Raw genomic sequence first — 15,003 nt, 5'->3', positions numbered from 1 at the left:
CCATGCGCGCCGCCTTCTTCCTTGCCGGATTGTTCGCCGCGACCGCCGCCTGCGCGGCGGAGTGCCGGCAGGACCGCGCGGTCTATGCGGATCGCGACGGGGGCTATGAGCTCGCCTTCGAGCCGGTCGGCTCCGAGGCGGCCGCCACGAGCCATCATTTCAAGATGAAGGTCCTGGCGAGCGGCGCCGTGCTCGACGGTATCGTCATCCCCGGCGACGATCCCGCCCGCTCGAACGGCATGGTCATGCACAATTGCCCCGAGGGCGACGTGACCGGCGAGGAGATCGCCGCCTGCACCGTCTGGGAAGGCGTGATCTACGCGCTCGACGGCGCCGGCGATGCGGCCCTCCTGCCGGAGGAGGGCGCGAAGGCGGCCGAAAGCCTGCTTCTTTCCGGCTTCGGACCGTCGCTGCGTTATTCGACCCTGTGGGACGAAGGCAAGGCGACCGTCGTGCCGTGGGACGTGCTCAAGCGGAAAGGATGCGGCGCATGACGGAGGCTCCTGTACTTCTCGTGACCGGCGGAAGCCGGGGCATCGGCGCCAGCGTCTGCCGCATGGCAGGCGCGGCCGGCTGGCAGGTCGGGGTGAACTACGTTTCCAACCTCAAGGCCGCCGAGGCCGTGGTGGAGGACATCCGCGCCGCCGGCGGCTCGGCGATCCCCGTGCAGGGCGACGTCGGCAGCGAGCTCGGCCTCGCCTCGATCTTCTCCGCCATCGACGGCACCTTCGGCCGGCTCGACGGGCTGGTGAACAATGCCGGCATCGTGGCCCTGCCGCAGCGTGTCGACGAAATGTCCGCCGAGCGGCTGGAGCGCATGTTCGCCGTCAACGTCATGGGCTCGATCCGCTCGGCGCAGGAGGCCGTGCGCCGCATGTCGACCCGCCACGGCGGCAGGGGCGGCTCCATCGTCAACATTTCCTCGATGGCGGCGCTGCTCGGCGCGGCAGGGCAGTATGTCGACTACGCCGCGAGCAAGGGCGCGATCGAGAGCTTCACCGTCGGCCTTGCCCGCGAGGTCGCTGCCGAAGGCATCCGGGTCAACCTCGTGCGGCCCGGCATCATCGACACGGACATCCACGCCTCCGGCGGCCTGCCGGACCGGGCGCGCGACATGGCATCGCTCATCCCGATGCAGCGGCCGGGCACGGCCGACGAAGTCGCCCATTCCATCCTCTATCTTCTCTCCGATGCGGCATCCTATGTGACGGGTGCCGCCCTCAACGTCAGCGGCGGCCGCTAGGCCCTCGCGCAGGAAGGACTTGTCATGGCATATGATCTCATCGTTATCGGCTCCGGTCCCGGCGGCTATGTCTGCGCGATCAAGGCGGCCCAGCTCGGCCTCAAGGTCGCGGTCGTCGAGAAGCGCGCCACCTATGGCGGGACCTGCCTCAATGTCGGATGCATTCCCTCAAAGGCGCTGCTGCACGCTTCGGAGACCTACAGCCACGCCGCACACGGCCTGGATGCGCTCGGCATCGAGGGCGTGAAGCCGACGCTCAATCTTTCCAAGATGATGGCGCACAAGGACGCGACGGTGAAGTCGAATGTCGACGGCGTCGCCTTCCTCTTCAAGAAGAACAAGATCGACGGCATCCAGGGCACCGGCAAGGTTCTGGGCGCGGGCAGGGTCTCCGTCACCGGCGACAAGGGCGAGGAACAGGTCCTGGAAGCGAAGAACATCGTGATCGCCACCGGTTCGGACGTCGCCGGCATCCCGGGCGTCCCGGTGGAGATCGACGAGAAGGTCATCGTCTCCTCGACGGGCGGCATCGCGCTCGACAAGGTGCCCGGCCACCTCGTCGTCGTCGGCGGCGGCGTGATCGGCCTCGAGCTCGGCTCCGTCTGGGCGCGCCTCGGCGCCAAGGTCACCGTCATCGAATATCTCGACGCCATCCTCGGCGGCATGGACGGCGAGGTCTCCAAGCAGTTCCAGCGCATGCTGGCCAAGCAGGGCATGGAGTTCAAGCTCGGCGCCAAGGTGACGGGCGTGGAAAAATCCGGCGCCGGCGCCAAGGTGACCTTCGAGCCGGTCAAGGGCGGCGAGGCGGCCACGGTCGAGGCCGACGTCGTGCTCATCGCCACGGGCCGCAGGCCCTATACGGACGGCCTCGGTCTCAAGGAAGCGGGCGTTGCCCTCGACAGCCGCGGCCGCGTCGAGATCGACAACCACTTCCGGACCAACGTCGCCGGCATCTACGCCATCGGCGACGTGGTGCGCGGCCCGATGCTCGCCCACAAGGCGGAGGACGAGGGTGTCGCCGTTGCCGAGATCATCGCCGGCCAGGCGGGCCATGTGAACTACGACGTCATTCCAGGCGTCGTCTACACCCAGCCGGAAGTCGCCTCCGTCGGCAAGACGGAAGAGGAGCTGAAGGCGGCGGGCGTCGCCTACAAGGTCGGCAAGTTCCCCTTCACCGCGAACGGCCGCGCCCGCGCCATGCTGGCGACGGACGGCTTCGTGAAAGTGCTGGCGGACAAGGAGACGGACCGCGTGCTCGGCGTGCACATCGTGGGGTTCGGCGCCGGCGAGATGATCCACGAGGCCGCCGTGCTGATGGAGTTCGGCGGCTCGTCGGAAGACCTCGGCCGCACCTGCCACGCGCATCCCACCATGTCGGAAGCCGTCAAGGAAGCCGCGCTCGCGACCTTCGCCAAGCCGATCCACATGTGATCGCCTCAGGCGGCTGCGACAACCGGCCGCCTGTCCTGTCCGCGTGAACAGGCGCAGCATGGCGGTCTCCAAGGAGGCCTTCATGCTGCCCGTGTCGAGACCCGTCTCGCTTCCCCATCCGCTGCTTCCTTCCGCCGACTGGGCGGACCGCTTCACGCTCGGCTTGCCCGTCGATGGCCTCACGGCGCGCGAGGCGGCGCGGCTCGCGCTGGAACATCCGCCGGGCTGGGTGCGCAGGCTCATGGTGCTGCGCAACGCGCTTGTCGCACCCTTCGGCCTGCGGCGTGCGGCCGGGGAGGCGGCGACGTCGGAAACGGAGATCGGCGGCTTTCCGGTGGTGAGTGCCAGCGACGACCGGGTGGTGCTCGGTTTCGATGACCGGCATCTCGATTTCCGCATCGTCATCGACGTGTGGCAGGACCGGCCGAGCGGCCAGACCTTGAGCGTGATGACGCTCGTCCACCGCAACAATCTCTTCGGCCGGCTATATCTCGCGGCCGTCATGCCGTTCCACAAGCTGATCGTGCGCCGGATGCTGTCCGGCATCGGCCACCGCGTCCTCACCTCACCGCGGTGAGCGTGAACCCTTCCTCGCGCAGCAATTCGACGACGCCTTCCGGGCCTGCCAGATGTAGCGCGCCGACGGCCATGAAGACGTTGCCCTCCGCCAGGAGCGGCGCGGCGCGTTCGGCCATCACGTGGTTGCGGTCGACGATGATGCGCTGCTCGAATTCGGCATAGGCCTTGGCGTCCTCGTCCGTCTGAGGAGCGACGGCGCGCATCATCGGCATGATCATGCCGGTATCGCCGGAAAGGTAGATCTGGCTCATCGTCTCGATGACGTCCTTCAGCGTATCGCCGAGCTCGATCGTCTGCACGAGGCCCTGCACCTGCGGTTCGAGCGGCAGGGAATCGAGGGCGGAGATCTGCTCGACCAGCGTTTCGAGGCCCTTGAGCGTCTTGCCCTGCGCCAGCGCATCCTTCGCGAGGCGCTGGTCGAGGAAGGCGGCGCCGGCCGCCTTGCGGGCGATCTCGCAGGCCGGCAGCGCGACGAAGCTCGCGATCATCCAGGGCTTCATGCGGCCGACGGCGGCGAGCGAAAGCCCGCGGCTCTTCAGGCCCTCCGTCAGCTTTTTCCTGTCTTCCTCGTCGAGGAAGTCGGTGATGGACCTGCCGTCGGTGAACATGGTGAGGTCGGGCCGGGCCATGATCGCCGCACCCGCCTTCTTCTCGTCGGCGATCTCGTCCGACTCGACGACGACCGTCGCGGCGGCGGCATAGGCCGAGCGGGCGGCCTGCGGCATCGCGAGCACGCGCGGATCGGTCACATGCATGGTGCCGAGCAGCCAGGAGGCGGGCCTGCCGTCCCTTTCGATCTTCCAGAAGATGCCCTTGCCGTTCGGCACGACTTCGGCCTCGGCGCGCAGCCTGGCGAAGCCGGCCGGATCGTCCTTCTCGTATTTGACGAGCAGGTTGTCGCCGCTGCAGACGGGGGGCTCCTGCGCCTGCGCGGGAGAAAGTGCCGCGAGCACGGCGAGGAACGTGAGGGCGACCAGCGCGTGGATCGCGGCCAGAAGCCAGAGGCCGAGATCAGCCAGCCGGTCGGCGAGCACCAGGCGGCTTTTGTGAAGAAGGACTGTCATGGCCGAACTCCCTGCATTTTGGCCGGACCCTAGCCGGGTCTTCCTCACAATCTCTTAATGAATTCAGGCGCGAGGATGGGCGCGGTCATAGATTTCGAGGAGCCGGGCGGAATCGACGCCGGTATAGACCTGCGTGGTGGAAAGGCTGGCATGGCCGAGCAGTTCCTGGATGGTGCGCAGGTCCCCGCCGCCGGCCAGAAGATGGGTGGCGAAGGAGTGGCGCAGCGCATGGGGCGTCGCGCTGTCCGGCAGGCCGAGCGCGCCGCGCAGCTTCTGCATCTCGCGCTGGATGATGGCAGGCTGCAGCGGCCCGCCGCGTGCGCCGCGGAAGAGCGGCTTGTCGCCCGCCAGCGGGAGGGGGCAGAGCTTGATATAGCCCTCGACGCCGTCGCGGGCGGGCGCGATCAGCGGCACGATGCGGGTCTTGCCGCCCTTGCCGGTGATGCGCAGGGACGTCGGGCTGCCGGAAAAATCGGCGGGCGTCAGCGACAGGGCTTCCGAGATGCGCAGGCCGCAGCCGTAGAGCAGGGTCAGCACCGCGGCATTGCGCGCGCGGATCCAGGGTTCCTCGGCCAGTTGTTCGTGGGCGTCGACCACGGCGATCGCCTGCCGGTCGGAGAGCGGCTTCGGCAGGGATTTCGGCTGCTTCGGCGAGCGCACGGCGGCCGCGCCCGCCGCATTGGCAAGGCCCTTGCGCTCGAGATGGCGCAGGAAGGAGCGCAGGCCCGCAAGGCCGCGGCCGAGCGTGCGGGCACCCGCGCCGTCGCGGCGCCGGGCGGCGAGGAAGCCGCGCAGGTCCGCCGGGCGCAGGTTGCCGATGTCCTTGAGGCGGGCCGGGGCGGCGAGATGCCGGGTGAGGAAGGCCAGGAACTGGCGCGTGTCGCGCTCGTAGGCTTCGAGCGTGTTGTCCGAAAGCCGCCGTTCCTCGGCAAGCGCGTCGAGCCAGCCCTGCCGCTCGGCCATGAGCGTCGGATCGGCGATGATGAGAAGATCGTTCATGTCCTGCCCTTGGCGTTTGCGGCAGGATCGGCGATTTGCGTTAGGGATTCGCTAACGTTCGGCCAAGGGGCTGGGCAGGGATGGCCGCCTTCCGCTAGACACGGATGGAGATGGCCACTCTTCTAATCCGGATAAGCCCATGCTGCTGCGTTCCATGTCCGCCGAAAACTACCGTTCGCTGCGTTCGATCCGCATGGATCTCGGGCGGGTGAACCTGTTCGTCGGCGAGAACGGGGCGGGCAAGTCGAACCTCTACCGTTCGCTGCAACTGGTTCAGGCGGCGGTGCGCGGCACCTTCGCCCACGAGATTGCGGCGGAGGGCGGCATGGCCTCCGCGCTGTGGACGGGCAAACGCCGGGCGAACGAGCCGGTGCGCATCCGGCTCGAGACGGAGCTTATCGACGAGGAGCGCGCGATCACCTTCCGCTACCGCGTCGAGGCGGGCCTGCGCCCGCCCAAGGCCGCCGCCGGCTTCGCCTTCGAGCCGCAGGTCAAGGCGGAGGAGCTGTCGGTCGAGACGGGCCGCCGGCCGGTGACGGTGATGAAGCGCGCCGGGCCGGGCATCTTGGTGCGCAACGAGACCGGCCGCATGGCCGAGCATCCCGAGCAGGCGCTGACCTCGGAGACGGCCGTCGCGCTTCTCGGCGATGCGGGCCATTATCCGGAGATCGGCACCTTCCGCCGCGCCGTCTCGCAATGGCGCTTCTTCCACGGCTTCCGCTCCGACCGCGATTCGGCGCTGCGCCGCCCCTGCCTTGCCGTCACCGCGCCGCTGCTCGACGAGGACGGGGCGAACATGGCGGCGGTCTTCGCGACGCTCGCCTGGACGCGGCAGGATACGGTCGATCTCGACAGGGCGGTGGCGGACGCTTTCGGCGGCGCGCGGCTTTCCGTTCCGGAGCCGGAGGAGTTCGCCTTCTACGGACTGGTCTTCCCGCAGTTTCCGCAGCGCGTCTTCCAGCCGCGCGAGCTTTCCGACGGGCAGATCCGCTTCCTGGCGCTCGCCGCCGCGCTGCTGTCCTATCGCACGCCGCCGCTGATCGCGCTCAACGAGCCGGAATCCAGCCTGCATCCCGATATGCTGCCGCCGCTGGCGGAAATGATCGCGCGGGCGGCCGAGACGAGCCAGATCTGGATCGTGACGCATTCCGAACGGCTGGCGCGGGAGGTGGAGAGCCGCTGCGGCGTCCGGGCGAAACGCGTCGTGCGCAACGACGGGGCGACCTGGATCGACGGCATGCGGCTGACCGGCGAAATGCCGGAGGACGACGAATGAGCGGACCGGCGATCTTTGCGGTTTTCTTCGATTGGCCGCGGAGGCATCTTCGCGGGCGATGAGCAGCGATTCGACCGACCTTTTCGGAGAAAAACTCTTCCCGCGCACGGTGCCCGTCCTGGTGCCGGTGCCGACGCCTGCGCCCTATTCCTATTCCGTGCCGGAGGGCATGGCGGTGGAGCCGGGCTCGATCGTGCAGGTGCCGCTCGGGCCGCGGCTGGTGGCGGGCGTCGTCTGGGACGGAACCGATGACGGCAAGGTCGACCCGAGGAAGCTGAGGCCCATCGAGAAGGCCTTCGACTGCCCGCCGCTTTCCAAGGAGATGCGCGATTTCATCGACTGGGTCTCGGCCTACACGCTGACGCCGCCGGGCCTCGTCGCCCGCATGGCGCTGCGCGCGCCGGCCGCCTTCGATCCCGAACCGATGATCGAAGGCCTGCGCTTTACCGGCCACCGGCCGGAACGGCTGACGAGTGCGCGCGAGCGCGTGCTGGAACTGGTCGAGGACGGCATCGCCTGGACCCGGTCGGGCCTCGCGCACGCCTCCGGCACCTCGGCGAGCGTCATCGACGGGCTCGTGAAGCAGGGCACATTCGAGACCGTGTTCCTCCCGCCGCCGCCGGTGGTGGCCGCGCCCGATCCCGACTATGCGGCGCCGCGCCTCGAAGGGCCGCAGACGGCGAACGCGGTGGAGCTTGTCGAAAGCGTCCGCAAGGGCGGCTTCTCCGTCTCGCTGATCGACGGCATCACCGGCTCCGGCAAGACGGAAGTCTATTTCGAGGCGATAGCCGAGACGCTGCGGCAGGGCCGGCAGGTGCTTATCCTGCTGCCGGAGATCGCGCTGACGGCAAGCTTCCTGGAGCGCTTCCAGGACCGTTTCGGCGCCAAGCCGGCGGAATGGCACTCGGACCTCGCTCCGCGGATACGGGAGAAGGTCTGGCGGCAGGTGACGACGGGTGACGTCAGGGTCGTGGCCGGGGCGCGCTCGGCGCTGTTCCTGCCCTTCGAGGACCTCGGGCTCATTGTCGTCGACGAGGAGCACGACCCGGCCTACAAGCAGGAGGACCGCGTCTTCTACAACGCGCGCGACATGGCCGTGGTGCGCGCGCGCATCGGCGATTTCCCGGCCGTGCTGGTCTCGGCGACGCCCTCGGTCGAAAGCCGGGTCAACAGCGATGTCGGGCGCTACCGCAAGCTGCACCTGCCGACACGCTACGGCGACGCGGCGCTGCCGGACCTGCACCTCATCGACATGCGGCGACACCCGCCGGCACGCGGCGGCTTCCTGTCGCCGGTGCTCTTGCGGGGTATCCAGCGCACCATCGAGAGGCAGGAACAGGCGCTGCTCTTCCTCAACCGCCGCGGCTACGCGCCGCTGACGCTCTGCCGGGTCTGCGGCCATCGCTTCCAGTGCCCGCAATGCTCCAGCTGGCTGGTGGAGCACCGGTTCCGCGGGCAGATCCAGTGCCATCACTGCGGCTATGCCGAGCGCACGCCGGAGGCCTGCCCGGGATGCGGCACCTTCGACCATCTCGCCGCCTGCGGGCCGGGGGTGGAGCGTATCGCGGAGGAGGTGGAGCGGCATTTCCCGGAGGCGCGCACCATCGTGCTCTCCTCCGACCTGATGGGCGTGAAAAGGCTGCGGCTGGAGCTCGAAGCCATCGCGCGGGGCGAGGCGGACATCGTCATCGGCACGCAGCTCGTCGCCAAGGGGCACAATTTCCCGCTGATGTCGCTGGTCGGCGTGGTGGATGCGGACCTCGGCCTGTCGAACGGCGATCCGCGCGCGGCGGAGCGGACCTTCCAGCTCCTCTCGCAGGTGACGGGCCGCGCGGGGCGCTCGGGCCTCAAGAGCCACGGCCTCATCCAGACCTACCAGCCGGCGCACCCCGTCATGCAGGCGATCGTCTCGGGCGATGCGGAAGCGTTCTACGACCGCGAAATCGGCGAGCGGGAGAAGGCGCTGCTGCCGCCGTTCGGACGGCTCGCCTCGGTCATCGTCTCGGCCGACAGCCGCGGCGAGGCGGAGGCCCATGCGCGCGGCCTCCGGCAGGCCGCGCCCCATGTCGATGGCATCTCGATCCTCGGACCTGCGGAAGCGCCGCTGGCGCTGATCCGCGGCCGCCACCGCTTCCGCCTGCTGGTGCACGGCCGGCGCGGCAGCGACATGCAGGCCTTCCTGCGCACCATGCTCGCCAACGGGCCGAAGGAACGGGCCTCGCTGCAGGTGCAGCTCGACATCGATCCGCAGAGCTTCCTGTGAGCTGGCATGGTTGACAAAGAGTTGTGCGAAGTCGGCCGGCACGCTTCTGCCTCTTGCGGCTGTGCGCTAGAAAGCGGACGGGCATCAACGGGAGAGACGCCGAGATGGAATTCTACATCCCCACCGAGACGGGCGAGCTCCTGGCGTTCTGCGCAGCCATCGCGACGGCGCTCTTCGGGCTCTTCGGCCTCTTCGCGCCGCGCACGGCGCTGAAGCTCGCGGGGCTTCAGATCCGCGAGGACAGCCGCGAGGGGCTTGCCTTCGCCCGGTCGGCCGGCGGCTTCTATACGGGGCTTGCGGTCGTCGCGCTGATGATGGCGCAAAGCTGGATCTACATGGGCATCGGCGGCGGTTTCGCACTCGCCGCATTCGGCCGCCTTCTCTCCATGGTGTCGGATGCGTCCTTCACGGCGAGGAACCTGCTGGTGCTCCTCGTGCAGGCGGTGCTCGCCGCCCTCCCGCTCGGCTATGTCTTCGGCTTTTTCTGACCGTAAAAGCGGCCCTCGGTGCTGCGAGGCGACATAACATAGTCCGCCCAGTCAACTTTTACTCTCACTGTGGCCGACTTATGGCGCATTCCTGCGCCGCGCGTGTTGCGAGTCCGGGTTTCCTATGCTAGACGAACCGCGAAATTCAGAAAAAGCGGGCGAAAAAGCCTGTGGGAACTGAAGATTACCGCAACGATTTCAGGGAGTTAGGACTGTAGCTTCGCTACCGCCCTGCGCTCTGGATGAAAAGAAGAGAAGCTTGTGCCCGTGGCAGACACATCCCAGCTCGTTTCCGGTGTTGCAGAAAGATACGCGTCCTCGCTTTTCGAACTCGCGCTGGAAGCTGGCTCTGCCGACAGCGTCGGGGCCGATCTCGACCGTTTCCAGACCCTGATCGACGAGAGCGCAGACCTGAAGCGGCTGATCGCCAGCCCCGTCTTCTCCGCCGAAGATCAGACCAAGGCCATTTCCGCGATCGTCGCCAAGGTCGGCATCACGGGCCTCGTGGCAAACTTCCTCAAGGTGGTTGCGTCAAATCGCCGCCTCTTCGCCGTTCCGGGCATGATCAGGGCGTACCGCGCCATCGCCGCCCGCCAGCGCGGCGAAATCACGGCCGAAGTCACCTCGGCCCATGCGCTGACCGCAGCGCAGGAAACTGAATTGAAGGCGGCGCTGAAAGGCGTCACCGGCAAAGACGTGGCGGTTGCCGTCACCGTCGACCCGTCCATTCTCGGTGGTCTGATCGTCAAGGTCGGGTCCCGCCAGATCGACACCTCCCTTCGCACCAAACTCTCTACCCTTAAGCTTGCACTGAAAGAGGTCGGCTGATGGATATCCGCGCCGCGGAAATTTCCGCAATTCTCAAAGATCAGATCAAAAACTTCGGCAAAGAGGCGGAAGTCTCGGAAGTCGGCCAGGTGCTCTCCGTCGGTGACGGCATCGCCCGCGTTTACGGCCTCGACAATGTTCAGGCGGGCGAAATGGTGGAGTTCCCCGGCGGCATCCGCGGCATGGCGCTGAACCTTGAAAGCGACAACGTCGGTGTCGTTATCTTCGGTTCGGACCGCGACATCAAGGAAGGCGACACCGTCAAGCGCACGGGCGCCATCGTGGACGTGCCGGTCGGCCCGGAACTGCTCGGCCGCGTCGTCGACGCGCTCGGCAACCCGATCGACGGCAAGGGCCCGATCAATGCGAAGGAGCGTCGCCGTGTCGACGTGAAGGCTCCGGGCATCATCCCGCGCAAGTCGGTGCACGAGCCGATGTCGACCGGCCTCAAGGCCATCGACGCCCTCATCCCGGTCGGCCGCGGCCAGCGCGAGCTCGTCATCGGCGACCGCCAGACCGGCAAGACCGCCATCATCCTGGACACGATCCTGAACCAGAAGGCGATCCACGACAACGGCCCGGAAGGCGACAAGCTCTTCTGCGTCTACGTCGCCATCGGCCAGAAGCGTTCGACGGTCGCCCAGTTCGTGAAGGTGCTCGAAGAGCGCGGCGCCCTCCAGTATTCGATCATCGTCGCCGCAACGGCTTCCGACCCGGCGCCGATGCAGTACCTCGCCCCGTTCGCCGGCTGCGCGATGGGCGAATACTTCCGTGACAACGGCAAGCACGCCCTCATCGGCTACGACGACCTTTCCAAGCAGGCCGTCGCCTACCGTCAGATGTCGCTCCTGCTGCGCCGTCCGCCGGGCCGCGAGGCCTATCCGGGCGACGTCTTCTACCTGCACTCCCGCCTCCTCGAGCGCGCCGCAAAGCTCAACGACGAGAACGGCGCCGGCTCGCTGACCGCTCTGCCGGTCATCGAAACCCAGGGCAACGACGTTTCGGCGTTCATCCCGACCAACGTGATCTCGATCACCGACGGCCAGATCTTCCTTGAGACGGACCTGTTCTACCAGGGTATCCGCCCGGCTGTGAACGTCGGCCTGTCGGTTTCCCGCGTGGGCTCGTCCGCCCAGATAAAGGCGATGAAGCAGGTCGCCGGCTCGATCAAGGGCGAGCTTGCCCAGTACCGCGAAATGGCGGCCTTCGCCCAGTTCGGCTCGGACCTCGATGCCGCGACGCAGCGCCTGCTCAACCGCGGCGCCCGCCTGACGGAGCTCCTCAAGCAGCCGCAGTTCTCGCCGCTGAAGACGGAAGAGCAGGTCGTCGTGATCTTCGCCGGCGTCAACGGCTACCTCGACAAGCTGCCCGTCAACCAGGTCGGCAAGTTCGAGCAGGGCCTGCTCGGCTACATGCGCTCCGAGGGCAAGGACATCCTCGACAAGATCCGCACCGAAAAGGCGATCAGCGACGACACCAAGGGCAAGCTCAAGGCTGCCCTCGATGCCTTCGCCAAGTCCTTCGGCTGAGGCTGACGGTTCGAGCCCTGCGCGCCCTCGGCGCGCGGGCGGCCCACGAATTTTGGATTGACGCATGATCCGGCCCGAAAACATTCCGGGGGATCATGTTACAGGACGGAAAACGGATGCCTTCACTTAAGGATCTGAAAAACCGGATCGCCTCCGTCAAGGCGACGCAGAAGATCACCAAGGCGATGAAGATGGTCGCCGCGGCGAAGCTTAGGCGTGCCCAGGAGGCGGCCGAGGCCGCCCGGCCCTATTCGCAGCGCATGAGCGCCGTTCTCGCCAACATCGCCCAGGCCGTCGGCCAGGACGACAGCGCGCCGCGCCTGATGGCCGGCACCGGCAAGGACGATGTCCATCTGCTCGTCGTCTGCACGGCCGAACGCGGCCTCTGCGGCGGCTTCAACTCGCAGATCGCGCGCCTTGCGCGCGACCACACCCGCAAGCTTCTGGCGAGCGGCAAGACGGTCAAGATCATCTGCGTCGGCAAGAAGGGCTTCGATATCCTGCGCCGCGAATTCGCTTCGCTGATCATCGACCGCGTCGACCTGCGCGACGTCAAGCGCATCGGCTTCGAGAACGCCGACCAGATCGGCCGCAAGGTCATCTCGCTGTTCGAGAAGGGCGAGTTCGACGTCTGCACGCTGTTCTATTCCGAGTTCAAGTCGGTCATCTCGCAGATCCCGACCGCGCTCCAGCTCGTCCCGGCCTCCGCCCCGGCGGCGGTTGCCGAAACGACCGGCGCCACCGCGATCTACGACTACGAGCCGGATGCCGCCGCCATCCTCGGCGACCTCATCCCGCGCAACATCTCCGTCCAGATCTTCCGGGCTCTGCTCGAGAACGTCGCCGGCGAGATGGGCGCCAAGATGAGCGCGATGGACAACGCGACCCGCAATGCCGGTGAGATGATCAACAAGCTGACGCTCAACTACAACCGTCAGCGTCAGGCTCAGATCACCAAGGAACTCATCGAAATCATCTCGGGCGCTGAAGCGCTCTAAGGACCAGGACAAAGAGGGTAAGAGACATGGCTAAGGCAGCTACCCCGAAGGAAACCGCAGCGGAAAAGAAGCCGGCTGCGCGCAAGCCGGCAGCAAGGACCGCTGCTGCAACCAAGGCCGCAGCTCCGGCAGCTGTCGCCGCCGGTGCCACCGGCCGCGTTACCCAGGTCATCGGCGCCGTTGTCGACGTGGCGTTCGAAGGCGCGCTGCCGCAGATCCTGAACGCGCTGGAAACCGACAACAACGGCAACCGCCTGGTTCTCGAAGTCGCCCAGCACCTCGGCGAGAACACCGTCCGCACCATCGCGATGGACTCGACGGAAGGTCTCGTGCGCGGCCAGTCCGTCGTCGATACGGGCGCCCCGATCTCCGTTCCGGTCGGCGACGAGACGCTCGGCCGCATCATCAACGTCATCGGCGAGCCGGTCGACGAAGCCGGCCCGCTGGCAACGACGGCCAAGCGCGCCATCCACCAGCCGGCTCCCGAATATGTCGAGCAGTCGACGGAAGCCCAGATCCTCGTCACCGGCATCAAGGTCGTCGACCTTCTCGCGCCCTATGCGAAGGGCGGCAAGATCGGCCTCTTCGGCGGTGCGGGCGTCGGCAAGACCGTTCTCATCATGGAACTGATCAACAACGTTGCCAAGGCGCACGGCGGTTACTCCGTATTCGCCGGTGTGGGCGAGCGCACGCGCGAGGGCAACGACCTTTACCACGAGATGATCGAGTCCAAGGTGAACGTCGATCCGCACGAGAACAACGGCTCGGCCGCCGGCTCCAAGTGCGCCCTCGTCTACGGCCAGATGAACGAGCCGCCGGGCGCCCGCGCCCGCGTCGCCCTGACGGGCCTCACCATTGCCGAGGACTTCCGCGACAAGGGCCAGGACGTTCTGTTCTTCGTCGACAACATCTTCCGCTTCACGCAGGCCGGTTCGGAAGTGTCGGCGCTGCTCGGCCGTATCCCGTCGGCCGTGGGCTACCAGCCGACGCTCGCCACCGACATGGGCGCCCTGCAGGAGCGCATCACCACGACGACCAAGGGTTCGATCACCTCGGTCCAGGCCATCTACGTTCCGGCCGACGACTTGACCGACCCGGCGCCGGCGACCTCGTTCGCCCATCTCGACGCGACGACCGTTCTGTCGCGCTCGATTGCGGAGAAGGGCATCTACCCGGCCGTCGACCCGCTCGACTCGACCTCGCGCATGCTCGACCCGATGATCGTCGGCGAGGAGCACTACGAAGTCGCCCGCAAGGTGCAGGGCACGCTGCAGCGCTACAAGGCGCTCCAGGACATCATCGCCATTCTCGGCATGGACGAACTGTCGGAAGACGACAAGCTGGCCGTCGCCCGCGCCCGCAAGATCGAACGCTTCCTGTCGCAGCCGTTCCACGTCGCCGAGGTCTTCACCGGCTCGCCGGGCAAGCTCGTCTCGCTCGAGGACACGATCAAGGGCTTCAAGGGCCTCGTCGACGGCGAATACGACCACCTGCCGGAAGCGGCCTTCTACATGGTCGGCTCCATCGAGGAAGCCGTCGAGAAGGCCAAGAAGCTGGCTGCGGAAGCTGCTTGACGAGCGACGGGCGCCGGCCTTGCGCGGGCGCCCGCTCCTGACCCGTGAAACCAGAAGAAGTGAATGGTCATGGCCGACAGTTTCAACTTTGAACTCGTTTCTCCCGAGCGCCTGCTGGTTTCCGGCAGCGTCAGCGAAGTCGTCATTCCGGCGACCGAGGGCGAGATGACCGTCATGGCCAACCATGCGCCGACCATGACGACGATCAAGCCGGGCATCGTCACCGTGAAGTTCGCGGACGGCAAGAAGGACCGCTACGTGGTCTTCGGCGGCTTTGCCGACATCATCCCGACCGGCTGCACGCTGCTCGCCGAGTCTGCCGTCCATGTCGATGAATTCAATCGCGAAGACATCGCGCGCCGCATGGAGGCTGCCCGGTCGGAGCTGGCGAGCGCCTCTTCGGACGAGCAGAAGTTCGGCATCGAGACCTATCTTGCCGAACTGACGACGCTGCAAGGCATCGTCGTACCGGCCTGATCCCGGCCGGCATGCAGAGACATCGAACCCGCCTCCGGCGGGTTTTTTGTTGCCGCCTTGCGTCTTGCGGCCGGCAATAAGCTCTTTACCTTATGCGTGAGAATACTGACCCGCGCGACACGGAAAAGTCGCGGGATTTTCTGTTTGTTCATGCCTGGTGTGTTGAGTGTTGAGGGTTTTTTTGATTTGAGCGGGCCTTTTGGTCCTTGAGCGGGATGGAATGGATGAGCAGCAAGATCGTACCCGTCATCATG

General features: G+C 67.0%; 14 protein-coding genes. 12 read left to right on the top strand and 2 right to left on the bottom strand.

Annotated features, from left to right (window positions below):
* Positions 1 to 2: 2 nt before the first annotated feature.
* Genes ACIIOY_RS19835 through ACIIOY_RS19820 form a run of 4 tightly spaced genes read left to right on the top strand, consistent with a single transcriptional unit; the run spans position 3 to position 3,251 of the window.
* On the top strand, positions 3 to 494 hold the full coding sequence (locus ACIIOY_RS19835; RefSeq protein WP_411036404.1) for a hypothetical protein: 492 nt from the start codon (positions 3 to 5) through the stop codon (positions 492 to 494).
* Complete coding sequence (locus ACIIOY_RS19830; RefSeq protein WP_411036403.1) at positions 491 to 1,243, top strand: SDR family oxidoreductase; 753 nt, start codon at positions 491 to 493, stop codon at positions 1,241 to 1,243. Before ACIIOY_RS19835 ends, ACIIOY_RS19830 begins: the two co-directional genes overlap by 4 nt.
* A 24-nt stretch (positions 1,244 to 1,267) precedes the next feature.
* Positions 1,268 to 2,674: a dihydrolipoyl dehydrogenase gene (lpdA, locus tag ACIIOY_RS19825; protein WP_411036402.1), complete on the top strand. Its 1,407-nt coding sequence runs from the start codon at positions 1,268 to 1,270 to the stop codon at positions 2,672 to 2,674.
* A 58-nt stretch (positions 2,675 to 2,732) separates the two neighbouring features.
* Entirely contained in the window at positions 2,733 to 3,251 is a 519-nt protein-coding gene (locus ACIIOY_RS19820) for a DUF2867 domain-containing protein (RefSeq protein WP_411036401.1), read from the top strand.
* On the opposite strand, the gene ACIIOY_RS19815 is transcribed toward ACIIOY_RS19820, so the two are convergent.
* Together ACIIOY_RS19815 and ACIIOY_RS19810 are read right to left on the bottom strand one after the other, a co-directional pair.
* On the bottom strand, positions 3,235 to 4,317 hold the full coding sequence (locus tag ACIIOY_RS19815; RefSeq protein WP_411036400.1) for a TraB/GumN family protein: 1,083 nt from the start codon (positions 4,315 to 4,317) through the stop codon (positions 3,235 to 3,237). The two genes, ACIIOY_RS19820 and ACIIOY_RS19815, sit on opposite strands and share 17 nt — an antisense overlap.
* Before the next feature lie 63 nt (positions 4,318 to 4,380).
* Positions 4,381 to 5,316 (bottom strand): tyrosine recombinase XerC, encoded by a 936-nt coding sequence (locus tag ACIIOY_RS19810; RefSeq protein ID WP_411036399.1) that lies wholly within the window; start codon positions 5,314 to 5,316, stop codon positions 4,381 to 4,383.
* 139 nt (positions 5,317 to 5,455) lie between these two features.
* Between ACIIOY_RS19810 and ACIIOY_RS19805 the strand changes: the two genes are divergently transcribed.
* From ACIIOY_RS19805 to ACIIOY_RS19770, 8 genes are all read left to right on the top strand, one after another.
* Positions 5,456 to 6,592, top strand: a complete 1,137-nt coding sequence (locus ACIIOY_RS19805) for an AAA family ATPase (RefSeq protein WP_411036398.1) — start codon at positions 5,456 to 5,458, stop codon at positions 6,590 to 6,592.
* A 58-nt stretch (positions 6,593 to 6,650) separates the two neighbouring features.
* Positions 6,651 to 8,855, top strand: a complete 2,205-nt coding sequence (locus ACIIOY_RS19800; RefSeq protein ID WP_411036397.1) for a primosomal protein N' — start codon at positions 6,651 to 6,653, stop codon at positions 8,853 to 8,855.
* Positions 8,856 to 8,959: 104 nt separating this feature from the next.
* Positions 8,960 to 9,343, top strand: coding sequence for an AGROH133_08824 family phage infection protein (locus ACIIOY_RS19795; protein ID WP_411036396.1), 384 nt, complete (start codon positions 8,960 to 8,962; stop codon positions 9,341 to 9,343).
* A 261-nt stretch (positions 9,344 to 9,604) separates the two neighbouring features.
* Positions 9,605 to 10,171: a F0F1 ATP synthase subunit delta gene (locus ACIIOY_RS19790; protein WP_411036395.1), complete on the top strand. Its 567-nt coding sequence runs from the start codon at positions 9,605 to 9,607 to the stop codon at positions 10,169 to 10,171.
* Positions 10,171 to 11,700 (top strand): F0F1 ATP synthase subunit alpha, encoded by a 1,530-nt coding sequence (atpA, locus tag ACIIOY_RS19785; protein WP_411036394.1) that lies wholly within the window; start codon positions 10,171 to 10,173, stop codon positions 11,698 to 11,700. The genes ACIIOY_RS19790 and atpA overlap by 1 nt, the downstream gene beginning before the upstream one ends.
* A gap of 116 nt (positions 11,701 to 11,816) precedes the next feature.
* Positions 11,817 to 12,698 carry a F0F1 ATP synthase subunit gamma gene (locus ACIIOY_RS19780; RefSeq protein WP_411036393.1) on the top strand — a complete coding sequence of 294 codons (882 nt, stop codon included), beginning with the start codon at positions 11,817 to 11,819 and terminating at the stop codon, positions 12,696 to 12,698.
* A gap of 26 nt (positions 12,699 to 12,724) precedes the next feature.
* Positions 12,725 to 14,272, top strand: a complete 1,548-nt coding sequence (atpD, locus tag ACIIOY_RS19775; protein WP_411036392.1) for a F0F1 ATP synthase subunit beta — start codon at positions 12,725 to 12,727, stop codon at positions 14,270 to 14,272.
* 69 nt (positions 14,273 to 14,341) lie between these two features.
* Positions 14,342 to 14,749, top strand: a complete 408-nt coding sequence (locus ACIIOY_RS19770) for a F0F1 ATP synthase subunit epsilon (protein WP_411036391.1) — start codon at positions 14,342 to 14,344, stop codon at positions 14,747 to 14,749.
* Positions 14,750 to 15,003: the final 254 nt, after the last annotated feature.

This window comes from Shinella agrisoli (assembly GCF_046557955.1).
GTDB lineage: Bacteria > Pseudomonadota > Alphaproteobacteria > Rhizobiales > Rhizobiaceae > Shinella.
Note: the sequence above shows the minus strand (reverse complement) of the source record. Positions and strands in the feature narration are given on the sequence as shown.

Bases quoted from the DNA above. Each gene is read 5' to 3' on its own strand.
- ACIIOY_RS19835 (WP_411036404.1), top strand. From the start codon at position 3: ATGCGCGCCGCCTTCTTCCTTGCCGGATTGTTCGCCGCGACCGCCGCC.
- ACIIOY_RS19830 (WP_411036403.1), top strand. From the start codon at position 491: ATGACGGAGGCTCCTGTACTTCTCGTGACCGGCGGAAGCCGGGGCATC.
- lpdA (WP_411036402.1), top strand. From the start codon at position 1,268: ATGGCATATGATCTCATCGTTATCGGCTCCGGTCCCGGCGGCTATGTC.
- ACIIOY_RS19820 (WP_411036401.1), top strand. From the start codon at position 2,733: ATGGCGGTCTCCAAGGAGGCCTTCATGCTGCCCGTGTCGAGACCCGTC.
- ACIIOY_RS19815 (WP_411036400.1), bottom strand. From the start codon at position 4,317: ATGACAGTCCTTCTTCACAAAAGCCGCCTGGTGCTCGCCGACCGGCTG.
- ACIIOY_RS19810 (WP_411036399.1), bottom strand. From the start codon at position 5,316: ATGAACGATCTTCTCATCATCGCCGATCCGACGCTCATGGCCGAGCGG.
- ACIIOY_RS19805 (WP_411036398.1), top strand. From the start codon at position 5,456: ATGCTGCTGCGTTCCATGTCCGCCGAAAACTACCGTTCGCTGCGTTCG.
- ACIIOY_RS19800 (WP_411036397.1), top strand. From the start codon at position 6,651: ATGAGCAGCGATTCGACCGACCTTTTCGGAGAAAAACTCTTCCCGCGC.
- ACIIOY_RS19795 (WP_411036396.1), top strand. From the start codon at position 8,960: ATGGAATTCTACATCCCCACCGAGACGGGCGAGCTCCTGGCGTTCTGC.
- atpA (WP_411036394.1), top strand. From the start codon at position 10,171: ATGGATATCCGCGCCGCGGAAATTTCCGCAATTCTCAAAGATCAGATC.
- ACIIOY_RS19780 (WP_411036393.1), top strand. From the start codon at position 11,817: ATGCCTTCACTTAAGGATCTGAAAAACCGGATCGCCTCCGTCAAGGCG.
- atpD (WP_411036392.1), top strand. From the start codon at position 12,725: ATGGCTAAGGCAGCTACCCCGAAGGAAACCGCAGCGGAAAAGAAGCCG.
- ACIIOY_RS19770 (WP_411036391.1), top strand. From the start codon at position 14,342: ATGGCCGACAGTTTCAACTTTGAACTCGTTTCTCCCGAGCGCCTGCTG.